This window comes from Polaribacter sp. L3A8, assembly GCF_009796785.1.
Classification (GTDB): domain Bacteria; phylum Bacteroidota; class Bacteroidia; order Flavobacteriales; family Flavobacteriaceae; genus Polaribacter.
On record NZ_CP047026.1, the window covers coordinates 589,809 to 604,605 of the forward strand.

The window sequence follows — 14,797 nt, forward strand, 5'->3', positions numbered from 1 at the left end:
ATATGTGTTGTTGCAACTTCATTAATTAATTATTACTTTTTTAATTTGTGTTTTATTTGCTGTTTCTAATACTAGAAAATAGGTTCCGATAGCTACATTTGTAGAGAATGGTATAGAATATTCTTCTCTAATTTCTGTTACGGGTTTCTCTAAAATAAATTCGCCATAAACATTAAACATTCTAAGCAATATAGGACTCGGTTCTGCTAATAGAATGGTTGCTTCAAAAATACCATTATTGGGGCTCGGAGAAACTGTAAAATCTAAAATAAATGGTAAATTGGTATCTCCTGGATCTGGTAGATTGCTACTTTCTTCAATAACAATATTTTTAAATTTTTCTTGATAGCATGATCCGTATATAGACCTTAAACCAATTTCATAAGAATTTACTTCTGTAAAAATAAGTGTTATAGAATTCTCATTTTCTTCTACAATTGTAGCACTTTGAGGAACTATCCATTCCGATGAATCTCCAATAGGACTGCTAACATTAAATATAACTACTTCTTGATTTACATAAGCCTGAGAGGTCATTAAAAACTCTGAGCCAACAATTGTATTTGAATTAATAATTTCTATACTATCGGAAACCACACAGCCTAAACTATTAGTAATGCTAGCCGTATAAACGCCTGTTTCTGTTAAAGATACATTTGAACTTGTGCTAAAAAAGCCTGTATTTGATTCCCAAAGGTAAGTTACATTTGCTTCATCTACAGCTATATCTAGTTCTAGAGATTGTCCTGTGCATAACGTTTTATCTTCACCTAAATTTATCATTATTGGTTCTAAACTTTCAATGGTAAATTCTTTTATTACCTCGCATCCTTTCTGATCTGTTACCGAAACAGTATAAACGCCAGAGCATAAATTACTAATAGACGCAGTTGTATCATTTGTATTCCACAAGATTGTGTATGGAGCAACGCCATCTGTAATTGTTAAATTTATTTCACCGTTACAAGCGTCAAAACAACTTATTTGCTGTACCTCCGATTCTACATTTAGCACTATCGGTGCTTCAATTCTATAAGATTCTGTTAATCTACATCCAGCAGCATCTACTACAATAAGTATATAATTACCAGGCGTAACATTCGCTATTGTTGCCGTATCATCTCCAGTATTCCAACTGTAAGTGTAAGGCATAGTACCTCCTGTAATTTGGGCTTCAATAGTCCAGTCATTATCTATTCCGCAAGATGTATAAGAAGAAGTCAAAGTACTTTCTAAAACCATCGGTTCCGTCAGTTCAAAAAGAGCACTTTCTTTACTATTTCCATTAGCATCTTCAACTACTACATAATAAGTACCAGCTCCAAGATTATTCTTACTTATGCTACTACCGATACTGATGGCAGATCCTTCTTTAAACCAATTATAAATATATGTAGAAGCGTTAAAAGGAATTCCGCCTGATACGGTAGCTCTTAAACTTCCATTTTGAGAACCATTACATAAAATTATATTTTGAGCATTTATATTTACGGCTAATGGTGTAGGTTCGGTTATTGTATAACTGCCTGTTGTTGTACAACCTTCTGCATCAATAATACTTACATTGTAAACTCCTGCACTTATATTTTCTAAAAATGCTGATGTAGAAGCTTGTGTTTCTCCTGCTTCATTTTTCCATACAATGGTATACGGAGCTGTTCCTCCAACAATTTCTAAAGCTATAGATCCGTTTGATAACCCAAAGCCAGTGACTGCTGTTTCTGTGTAAGAATCAATTTCTAAAAGAGTTGGCTCAGTAATTTCTATCTCAATAGTTTTTCTTAAACCATTACTATTAAAACTACAGCTACTATTATCTTGAACCTGAATTTTATACAATCCGCTACTTAGGTTATTAATAAGTGTGGTGTTTGTGCTATTAAAAGAAATCCAATTACTAAATGAACCTGTGTTTTCTTTTATTCTGTATTGATAAACTCCAGATCCTCCGGCAGCAGTCAACCCAATAGAACCATTTGCAGATTCAAAACAAGTTAAATTTTCAGAGCTACTTGTAACTTGTATTTCACTTGGTGCAATCACCTCAAAAACGGCACTTTCAATTGTGTTTCCTCCAGCATCTGTTACAATTACATAATAATTACCTGCAGATAATCCGTTTATTCTTTTTGTATTTCCTATTTCATTTCCAGAAATATTGTCATACCAAACAAATGAATATAATTCTGATCCTCCTGTAGCAAATGCTTCTAAACTTGTAGTATCATTAAAACACAAAATAGTGTTCTCTTGAACTACATTTACGGCTAATGATGTAGGTTCAGTTATTGTATAACTGCCTGTTGTTGTACAACCTTCTGCATCAATAATACTTACATTGTAAACTCCTGCACTTATATTTTCTAAAAATGCTGATGTAGAAGCTTGTGTTTCTCCTGCTTCATTTTTCCATGCAATGGTATACGGAGTTGTTCCTCCAACAATTTCTAAAGCTATAGATCCGTTTGATAACCCAAAGCCAGTGACTGCTGTTTCTGTGTAAGAATCAATTTCTAAAAGTGTTGGCTCAGTAATTTCTATCTCAATAGTTTCTCTTAAACCATTACTATTAAAACTACAGCCACTATTATCTTGAACCTGAATTTTATACAATCCGCTATTTAGGTCATTAATAAGTGTGGTGTTTGTGCTATTAAAAGAAATCCAATTACTAAATGAACCTGTGTTTTCTTTTATTCTGTATTGATAAACTCCAGATCCTCCTGCAGCAGTCAACCCAATAGAACCATTTGCAGATTCAAAACAAGTTAAATTTTCAGAGCTACTTGTAACTTGTATTTCACTTGGTGCAATCACCTCAAAAACGGCACTTTCAATTGTGTTTCCTCCAGCATCTGTTACAATTACATAATAATTACCTGCAGATAATCCGTTTATTCTTTTTGTATTTCCTATTTCATTTCCAGAAACATTGTCATACCAAACAAATGAATATAATTCTGATCCTCCTGTAGCAAATGCTTCTAAACTTGTAGTATCATTAAAACATAAAATAGTGTTCTCTTGAACTACATTTACGGCTAATGGTGTAGGTTCAGTTATTGTATAACTGCCTGTTGTTGTACAACCTTCTGCATCAATAATACTTACATTGTAAACTCCTGCACTTATATTTTCTAAAAATGCTGATGTAGAAGCTTGTGTTTCTCCTGCTTCATTTTTCCATACAATGGTATACGGAGCTGTTCCTCCAACAATTTCTAAAGCTATAGATCCGTTTGATAACCCAAAGCCAGTGACTGCTGTTTCTGTGTAAGAATCAATTTCTAAAAGAGTTGGCTCAGTAATTTCTATCTCAATAGTTTTTCTTAAACCATTACTATTAAAACTACAGCTACTATTATCTTGAACCTGAATTTTATACAATCCGCTACTTAGGTTATTAATAAGTGTGGTGTTTGTGCTATTAAAAGAAATCCAATTACTAAATGAACCTGTGTTTTCTTTTATTCTGTATTGATAAACTCCAGATCCTCCTGCAGCAGTCAACCCAATAGAACCATTTGCAGATTCAAAACAAGTTAAATTTTCAGAGCTACTTGTAACTTGTATTTCACTTGGTGCAATCACCTCAAAAACGGCACTTTCAATTGTGTTTCCTCCAGCATCTGTTACAATTACATAATAATTACCTGCAGATAATCCGTTTATTCTTTTTGTATTTCCTATTTCATTTCCAGAAATATTGTCATACCAAACAAATGAATATAATTCTGATCCTCCTGTAGCAAATGCTTCTAAACTTGTAGTATCATTAAAACACAAAATAGTGTTCTCTTGAACTACATTTACGGCTAATGATGTAGGTTCAGTTATTGTATAACTGCCTGTTGTTGTACAACCTTCTGCATCAATAATACTTACATTGTAAACTCCTGCACTTATATTTTCTAAAAATGCTGATGTAGAAGCTTGTGTTTCTCCTGCTTCATTTTTCCATGCAATGGTATACGGAGTTGTTCCTCCAACAATTTCTAAAGCTATAGATCCGTTTGATAACCCAAAGCCAGTGACTGCTGTTTCTGTGTAAGAATCAATTTCTAAAAGTGTTGGCTCAGTAATTTCTATCTCAATAGTTTCTCTTAAACCATTACTATTAAAACTACAGCCACTATTATCTTGAACCTGAATTTTATACAATCCGCTATTTAGGTCATTAATAAGTGTGGTGTTTGTGCTATTAAAAGAAATCCAATTACTAAATGAACCTGTGTTTTCTTTTATTCTGTATTGATAAACTCCAGATCCTCCGGCAGCAGTCAATCCAATAGAACCATTTGCAGATTCAAAACAAGTTAAATTTTCAGAGCTACTTATAACCTGTATTTCACTTGGTGCAATCACCTCAAAAACGGCACTTTGTTCTTGAATATTTTCGGCATTTTTTACAATTACATAATAACTACCAGCTGAAACATTGTTTAAAATTTCACTATCTTCTCCAAGAGATTCATTGGTTTCTGAATTCATCCAAATATAACTATTTCCTCCTACTCCTCCTGTCGTTACAACCTGTAAGATTGCATTTGAATCCCCAAAACAACTAATGTTTTCGGTTTGCTCTATATAGGCTATTAATTCACCTGGATTTGTTAAACTATAAACTTCTTCATGAATACATCCTGTATTATCAGTTATAATAATGGTATACACTCCTTCTGATATATTGGCAATTCCGTTGGTGATTTCATTAGAATTAAAAGTTTCTACCAAAACTGTACCTGCGCTATCTAACCATTGATAAGAATATGGAGCCTCTCCTCCAATTATCTGAATAGAAATACTACCATCAGCATTACCTTCAGAAGCTCTAATTAAGCTTACAGAATCTACATCAAAACGTGTTGGTTCTGTTATTGTAAATGATTTGGTTACAAAACATTCTTCTGTGCTATCTGTTACGGTTACTACATAAGTTCCGGCTGATACACCTGAAATGTCTTCTGTAGTTTGTCCTGAATCCCATGAATAACGATAAGATTCTCCAGATGCTAACGTACCTCCTGTTACAGAAATATCGATAGCACCTGTATTCCCTCCATAACAAGATACATTTTCAGTTTCTCCTGTAATGATGATTTCTAAAGGAGCTGCTAAATTAAAATCTTTTCTAACACTATTATCATTACTATCTTTTACAATAACGTAATAATCACCTGCATTTAAGTCATCTCCAGATGTAATTGAAACATCATCAATAGTAAACCAACTGTATCTATAATCTTCTCCAGGAAGTAAAACTCCACCAGATCCGGTTGCTGTTACTTGACCTGTACCATTATAACATAAAATACTTGTTTCTTCTAAAACAACTGATAAAGCTGATGGACCTTCTAAATTAAATTGTTGTGTAATCTGACATCCGGTTCCGTTATTATCTTTTATTAAAACGGTATAAATACCTTCTGGTAGGTTTTCTAAATTACCATTTGTATCAGAAAGTGTCTCTCCCAATCCATTTGTCCAATTGTAAGTATAACCTGCAATTCCTCCTGAAACCGTTAAAGAAATACTTCCATTAGAAAGTCCGTTTGCTGTGGGCGTAACTATAGTAGAAGCACTTATTAAAAGTGCACTCTCTGGTTCTGTTATTGTAAATGATTTGGTTACAAAACATTCTTCTGTGCTATCTGTTACGGTTACTACATAAGTTCCGGCTGATACACCTGAAATGTCTTCTGTAGTTTGTCCTGAATCCCATGAATAACGATAAGATTCTCCAGATGCTAACGTACCTCCTGTTACAGAAATATCGATAGCACCTGTATTCCCTCCATAACAAGATACATTTTCAGTTTCTCCTGTAATGATGATTTCTAAAGGAGCTGCTAAATTAAAATCTTTTCTAACACTATTATCATTACTATCTTTTACAATAACGTAATAATCACCTGCATTTAAGTCATCTCCAGATGTAATTGAAACATCATCAATAGTAAACCAACTGTATCTATAATCTTCTCCAGGAAGTAAAACTCCACCAGATCCGGTTGCTGTTACTTGACCTGTACCATTATAACATAAAATACTTGTTTCTTCTAAAACAACTGATAAAGCTGATGGACCTTCTAAATTAAATTGTTGTGTAATTTCACATCCGGTTCCGTTATTATCTTTTATTAAAACGGTATAAATACCTTCTGGTAGGTTTTCTAAATTACCATTTGTATCAGAAAGTGTCTCTCCCAATCCATTTGTCCAATTGTAAGTATAACCTGCAATTCCTCCTGAAACCGTTAAAGAAATACTTCCATTAGAAAGTCCGTTTGCTGTGGGCGTAACTATAGTAGAAGCACTTATTAAAAGTGCACTCTCTGGTTCTGTTATTGTAAATGATTTGGTTACAAAACATTCTTCTGTGCTATCTGTTACGGTTACTACATAAGTTCCGGCTGATACACCTGAAATGTCTTCTGTAGTTTGTCCTGAATCCCATGAATAACGATAAGATTCTCCAGATGCTAACGTACCTCCTGTTACAGAAATATCGATAGCACCTGTATTCCCTCCATAACAAGATACATTTTCAGTTTCTCCTGTAATGATGATTTCTAAAGGAGCTGCTAAATTAAAATCTTTTCTAACACTATTATCATTACTATCTTTTACAATAACGTAATAATCACCTGCATTTAAGTCATCTCCAGATGTAATTGAAACATCATCAATAGTAAACCAACTGTATCTATAATCTTCTCCAGGAAGTAAAACTCCACCAGATCCGGTTGCTGTTACTTGACCTGTACCATTATAACATAAAATACTTGTTTCTTCTAAAACAACTGATAAAGCTGATGGACCTTCTAAATTAAATTGTTGTGTAATTTCACATCCGGTTCCGTTATTATCTTTTATTAAAACGGTATAAATACCTTCTGGTAGGTTTTCTAAATTACCATTTGTATCAGAAAGTGTCTCTCCCAATCCATTTGTCCAATTGTAAGTATAACCTGCAATTCCTCCTGAAACCGTTAAAGAAATACTTCCATTAGAAAGTCCGTTTGCTGTGGGCGTAACTACAGTAGAAGCACTTATTAAAAGTGCACTCTCTGGTTCTGTTATTGTAAATGATTTGGTTACAAAACATTCTTCTGTGCTATCTGTTACGGTTACTACATAAGTTCCGGCTGATACACCTGAAATGTCTTCTGTAGTTTGTCCAGAATCCCATGAATAACGATAAGATTCTCCAGATACTAACGTACCTCCTGTTACAGAAATATCGATAGCACCTGTATTCCCTCCATAACAAAATACATTTTCAGTTTCTCCTGTAATGATGATTTCTAAAGGAGCTGCTAAATTAAAATCTTTTCTAACACTATTATCATTACTATCTTTTACAATAACGTAATAATCACCTGCTATTAGGTTGTCTCCAGACGTAATTGAAACATCATCAATAGTAAACCAACTGTATCTATAATCTTCTCCGGGAAGTAAAACTCCACCTGATCCAGTAGCTGTTACTTGACCTGTACCATTATAACATAAAATACTTGTTGTTTCTATAACAACTGACAAAGCTGATGGACCTTCTAAATTAAATTGTTGTGTAATCTCACATCCGGTTCCGTTATTATCTTTTATTAAAACGGTATAAATACCTTCTGGTAGGTTTTCTAAATTACCATTTGTATCAGAAAGCGTCTCTCCCAATCCATTTGACCAATTGTAAGTATAACCTGCAATTCCTCCTGAAACCGTTAAAGAAATACTTCCATTAGAAAGTCTGTTTGCTGTGGGCGTAACTATAGTAGAAGCACTTATTAAAAGTGCACTCTCTGGTTCTGTTATTGTAAATGATTTGGTTACAAAACAATTATTACTATCCGTTACTGTAAGTGTATAATCTCCTGCATATACACCTGAAATATCCTCTGTAGTTTGTCCAGAATCCCATGAATAACGATAAAATTCTCCTGCTGTCAAAGTACCTCCTGTTACAGAAATATCGATAGCACCCGTATTCCCTCCATAACAAGATACATCTATTTGGATAGAAGTAATATCTAATTTTTCAAGCACATTTAAAGTAACATCACTACTAACAGAAACACCATTACGATCGGTAACCTTAACCCCATAACTTCCTGATATAATTTCTTCAAGTATTTGCTCTGTACCAATAGAAATACTTGGTTCATCTATTTTGTACCAAATAAATTCATACGGCTCTTTTCCTCCTGTTGGTTTTGCTTTTAAAGTAGCATTTTTATCGTCAAAACATAAATTAAAATGTGTTTGCTCTATTTCTACTGTTAATAAATCAGGCTCTCCTATTTCAAAGGTTTTAGTTATTTTACAACCATTCCCTAAATTATCTACGACTTCTAACTTATAAAGACCTTTACTAAGATCTGTAATTTGATTACCAGTAGCGGCAAGCACTTCATCTTCTAAACCTTCAAGTATTTTTGTCCATTTATAAGTGTAATTCGGTATCCCTCCAGCTACTACCACTTCAATACTCCCATCATTTGCTTGAAATTCTGTGACATTCGTAACGGTTTCAGCATCAATTTTTAAAATTGTTGCTGGTTGATTAATTACAATATTTTCGAATTCTTTATAACAACCATTGCTATCTGTAACCCTAACTTGATAACTACCAGGAGAAAGATTCTCAACGATATTGGTCGTTGAAGGAATAATATTTGTTGTACCACTTTTTGTCCATAAATAAGTATAATCTTCATTTAAATTAATAGTACCGCCAGAAACATTTATTACTATTTTACCAGAAGATTCTCCAAAACAACTAATATGTGTAAGTATAGGTGCTGCAATAGTAATTTTTACTGGTTCTATAAATGTAAAAATTTCAGATGTTTTACTAATATAATCATCGCTAATTTTTACTTTATAAAGCCCCGAATTAATCCCAGAAATAAATGCTTCTGTTTCAGTTAGTTCAGTTTCTACACCTTCTTCTATTTGATACCATTGATAAGAATAATTACCAATACCTCCGTTTGCAGAAGCTATTAAACTACCAGTACCTTCGAAACATCTAATATCTGATTGTACTTGTACAGAAACCGTTAATTCAATAGGTTCAATAAGTTGTATTATTTCAGAATTGGTAGCACATCCATTACTATCTGTAGCAGTTAATTGATAAAAACCATCACCTAAACCACTAACATCTTTTGTTGTAATACCTAATGGAGTTCTAATTCCTTCTTCAATTTTAAACCATTCATATAAATAACCTTCAGAACCACCAGCTACTGTAACATTATTTATAGCCCCATCTGTACTATTATAAGCCGTTGGGTCTATTACATCGTTATCTAAATCGATATCTATTGTTATCTTAGTTTGTGGTTCTAATATTTTAAAAGACACAATTTCTTCGCAAACATTAGCGTCTTTTACTGTTAAGATATATGTATCTGGTTTTAAATTCTCAATATTTATTGGGTTATTAATTGTTATTTCATTGGCAACTTCAAAATCATCACTTCCCTTAAGAATGTAATTATATATTTCGATTCCTTCGTTTATTATTGATGAACCTCCAGATACTGAAAATGTTATTTTACCATCTTTAGAATCTTTACATAACACATCTTGCTTTGTATATGAAATAACTATTTTATTCGGTTTTGTTATCGTAAAAGTATTTTCTGCAGAATACTCGTTAAAATCTTTAATGATTACTTTATAAACACCAGCATCTAAACCTGTAGCTGTTATAGAATATTGATTAATACTTGTAAAAGTTCCTGCAATTTGCTTAAACCATTCATACGAATAATCGGCACTATCCACTAAAATACCTCCTGATCCTTCTGCTTTTAAAATACCATCAGTAAGATAAGAACAAGAAATATCTTGTTCTTTTATTATTTCTACAAACATTGGCTCAGGATCTTCAATAATAAATGTTTCTGTAGTAGAGCATTCTCTTGTACTGTCGGTAACAGTTACCATGTAGATACCCTGTTCTAAACCAAATAAATCTTCTTCCGAAGCAAACGGGACACCATTTTTAGACCAATTTATACTGTAAGTATTACCTGTTCCACCAGAAACGGTAATTGCAATAACACCGTCATTTCCATTGGCAACACTGGTTGGTTGAAAAATGTTTGTTATGATTTTTACAGCAGACTCTGGCTGTATAACATTAATACCTTCTTCATCTAAATTAACTGCTTTCTTAACCGTACAACCATTTTTATCGGTAATAATTACATTATAAACACCTCCTCTTAATTGGGTTCTGTCTTCATTAAACTTTTGCTCACTTTCATCACTCCATTGATAAGTATATGGCGGTGTACCGCCAGAAGTGGTAATATTAATAGCACCATCTTCTCCGTCAAAACAAGTAACATTTGTTACATCACTCGTAAATTTTAAAGCAGAAGGTTCTTTTAAATTTCTAATTTCTGAAATAGCTGAAACACTTATTTCAACATTACCATTTCTATCGGTTACCTCCACTTTATAATCACCAGCTACTAAATTATTTGCTGTTTGCCCAGTTTCTGAAAGCAACTCGCTAGAACTTCCATTTACTTTATACCATTTGTAAAGATATGGAGCTATACCACCAGATGTTTGTGCTGTTAAAGAACCACTATCTCCAAAACACTTTATTTGTTGTTCTGTTGTCGGTTCTAAAATAGTGACTAATAATTCTTCTGGTTCGTCTAATGTATATCTTTTAACACTAGAAGTACACCCTAAATTATCTGTTGTTTTAGTATAATTAACATCTTTTACAGTTAAACGATACTCACCTGCTTTTGCATTTTTTAAAATTATATTCCAATAATCTATACCTGTTGGATTTTCTTCATAAACATATTCAAAATCTGACCAATCTTCCCAAGTTGTTGTATTTGGATTAAAATATTGCCAAGTAAAATTATAATAATTATCATTTACTATATCAAAATCTTCATCAAGTTCTCTAAAAGTTGTTCCGCCACTAATTTTAGCTGTAATTCTACCGTCTGACCTACCAAAAGCTGTTGGTTCTGCAACACCACCGTTAGCAATAGTACCCATTGTTATACTTACAGGAAAATCTGGTTCAGTAACAATTATTGAATCTTCAAAGACATCAGGTCCATAAGCAATAATTACATTACTCGCATTTCTTGTAATAACTTTAGCAATACAGCCATTGGCATCTTTTACCTTAATTATATATGAACCAGCACCTATAGTAATGGTTTCTTTAACAAAACGTCTTTTTATAGTTATTGGGTCTATTGGATCAATTGGGTCTATTGGACCAATCGGATCTATTGAATCAATTGAGGTAACAGCATTTGCCTTATTTTTTGAAGTTTTAGGTAGATATGGACCTATCGGATCTACTGGGTCGCTAGTTTCTATTGTTATTACTCTATTTGTAAAAGGTACCCAACAATCTATGGATGTAGATGTTTTATTTAATCCCGTATTACCAACTTCTGTAATACAATAATAATATTGATTGGTTGCAGCTGTAAACTCACCTCCCCAAGCTTTAATTTCTAGGGTTCCATCACTACCTCCATAACAATACACTTGTTTTATTACTTCTGCCTCAAATTCTACAGGTAATGGTTTATTTATTGTAAATGTTGTTGTATGGTTTGCATCTCCTGTATATAATTGATTTGTTTCTCCTGTACTAAAATTCGTAACATAAGTTCCAAAAACTTTAAATTCGTAATTACCCTGAGATAAACCACTTATAGTGTATGAGTTGTCACCTTCTAAGGTATAATTTACTCCATCTGGTTGATAAACCAAACTAACCGCATCTGGAAGATTAAAATACTCATCTGTTGTATTATTCTTTAAAACGTAGGTAATCTTTTCTCCTTCTACTAATGAGCGATCAAAGTTAATTTTTACAGATCCATCTAAAGAATCATAACACAAAACATTACTAGACTGAGAAAAAACGTACGGAGCAGATTTTTTTATATCATAATAAATCTGATTTTCTGAATATAAATTATCGCAAGAATTCACTCGAAAATAAATTTCTTTTCCTAACACAGTATTTTCATCAGAAATAAAGTCTGATAGTTTTATTCTAAAAGAAGATCTACCATTTACAACAGTACCATTTACTGTATTTGGCATGTCAATCCAACTACCTGGTAAAGGATATCCATTACCTACTATTTGATATTCCCAATTATAAAGTGTATTATAAAAACCGCTTGAATTGTAAGCAGTAGTTACAGTAAAATCATTATTAAACCCAATTAGAGTATTATTGGGTTGTGTTAAATTGATTATTGGACGAGAAGAGTAATCAAAATTTATTTTATCATTTTGAAAACCACTATGAGAGTATGTATAACGCTGTTGTAATCTACAGCCGTTATTTAAATATAAAGAATTGTTCCAATTAGCATTTCCTGTTGAACCAAAATTTACAAAACCAGAAATATGAAACCTTATTGGCCTTTTATTTCTTTGTAAAACAATGTTTGTAGCAGCCTGATACGTATCATCTCTTATATCCCTATAAAAAACTTGTTCACTAGTATTGTCTGAATAATATAATTTAATCCTCATATTTGAGGATGTCTTATTTTTTACATTACGATCAACTTTAAACCAAAAATTTAATTTAATTTCATAATTCTGCTGACTATATATATTATTAGCAAAAAAAAGTAAAACGAAAATAATAATCTTATTTTTCATAGCCTTAAAATTTAACTTCAACTTTTTTTACTTTAGAATATGAACCATCATTTTCTGTAGCTCTAAAGTGATAAATATATACTTGATTTGGGTATACATCCTTATCTACTGTTCTTTTTACCGTTACAGGTAACACACGCCAGGTAGTAGGTTTTTCACCCTCTACTTGCTTATATATAGTATATTCTGCTATTTTTTTGGTATCTGCTCTCCAAAATAATTCTATATAATTATTTTCTCTGTTTACAATAAAATTAATCTCTTTAATACTACTAGCAGGTGTTAAGTTTACTACTTTAATGGTTAAAGGAGAGGAAGGTAGTGACTCTAAGCCGCTTTTATCAATAGCTTTTATAGCATATCTATATGTTTTATCTGCCTCGACTTTGGTATCTTTAAAACTCTGAATTGTACCATCAGTTACTCTATATATTTCTTTCCAGGCAAAAGCATCAGTCATGTTTTTACGCAATAAAATATGTGTTGCATTCTCTTCGGACGAGTTTATCCATGTTAATTGAACAGCTCCTTGATCTATTTTATAGTTTGAAAAAACAGGAGCAGTTGGTGGTATTACATCTGGTTTTTCTAATATTAAAACTTCTGACATTTCAGAATGATTAAAACGCTTGTCTACAGCTACCACTTTATAATACACCTTCGCATTTAAATTAGCAACAATTACCGTATCTATAAATTTATTATTTTTAATCGGTGATATTGTTATTTGAGACGGTTCTTCTTTTTCCGTAAAACCTCTAAATACACGATACCCTAGAATATCTTTTTCCGTATTTGCTTTCCAATTAAAACGGACAATTCCTAAACTATCTATTTTCCCTTCTAAACCAACTGGTTTCACTGGTGGTGTAGTGTCTATAGCTTGAACAAGTTTACTAAACGATGTTTTTTGTTGTTTAGCAGTAGTACCAACAGCAGTTATTGTAAAGTAATTTGATGGATCTAAATTAGAATACGTAAGACTACGCTGGTCTGCAGGAATATTGTCTACAACTACTTTGTATGGACCAGAATCTTTTTCTGCATGGTTTAATTGAAATTTTGCCGTAACTTTTTCTCCCTCTTTAGGAAATTCCCAATAAATAATGGCTTCATTTTCTGAGTTGGTAAACTTAAAATCACTAATTTTTGGTGTAAAAGGTAAAACAGGTTTACCTACGCCCGAAATTGTATCTGAATAAGCTCCGGTTTCACCAAATGAAGAAATACCATTTACTCTATAAAAATATTTTTTATCATTTTGTGCTAAAGAATCTACATAATACATTCGTTTAGCAGGTGCGTGAGGCTTGTCATTTATATTTAATAAAGGCTCTTTATTTAACTGTTTAAAATCAATTCCATTTTCTGAACGCTCTAAATTATAAGAAGTATAAATGGTTTTATACAAAGCATATTCCCAAGTAACAATTACATTTTTATCACCAAAAATACCTTGTAAATCAGTTGGAGAAGGCAGCGGCTCATAATCTTTTAACCCTGCTATAATTGCAGAACTTTTTACATTTAAGACTTCTTTAGGTAGCGCTATTTTTATTTTATAAACATATTCTTCATTTTCTAATAGTTCTGTATCTTCAAACCCCCAACCTGCTTTTTTAGCTGCATCAAAATTCATATCTGCAGCAAAAAGAGCAAAAGAAAAACGTTGTTGTATCTCTTGAGATTGATTTACAATCTTTGATAATTGTCCTCCGGAAACACCTCCAACTTCAAAACTTTCGCCATAAATAGCTTGTGCTATTATTGCTGCATAATTATTGCTAGCTACAATATTTTGCCAAGTTTCTAATGGCGCTGCCTTTATTGTTTTTTGCCATAATATTTTAGGTATTGGTAAACGATTACCATCTTTAGAAAATAAATATTTTTCTAAAACAAAACCACTTTTATTTGTTTTTTGCCACGCAATTGGTTGATCTACTCCCCAGCGTAACAAAACTTTATTTTCTTGTACTCTAGATAATATTCTTACCGTAGGCAAACTATCTTTAAGTTTATTTTGCTGAGCATTACTTATAAATGATAACAATAAAATACTACTTACTACAAAAACCCTATTTATTAATTTTCTTACTTTCAT

General features: G+C 32.4%; 2 protein-coding genes. Both read right to left on the bottom strand.

The window, feature by feature from the left end:
• Window positions 1-21: 21 nt before the first annotated feature.
• Window positions 22-12,561 carry a hypothetical protein gene (locus tag GQR92_RS02115; protein WP_158837575.1) on the bottom strand — a complete coding sequence of 4,180 codons (12,540 nt, stop codon included), beginning with the start codon at window positions 12,559-12,561 and terminating at the stop codon, window positions 22-24.
• A 136-nt stretch (window positions 12,562-12,697) separates the two neighbouring features.
• Window positions 12,698-14,797, bottom strand: coding sequence for a fibronectin type III domain-containing protein (locus GQR92_RS02120; protein ID WP_158837576.1), 2,100 nt, complete (start codon window positions 14,795-14,797; stop codon window positions 12,698-12,700).

Coding starts and splice junctions, on each gene's coding strand:
- GQR92_RS02115 (WP_158837575.1), bottom strand. CDS start 12,561: ATGAGGATTAAATTATATTATTCAGACAATACTAGTGAACAAGTTTTT.
- GQR92_RS02120 (WP_158837576.1), bottom strand. CDS start 14,797: ATGAAAGTAAGAAAATTAATAAATAGGGTTTTTGTAGTAAGTAGTATT.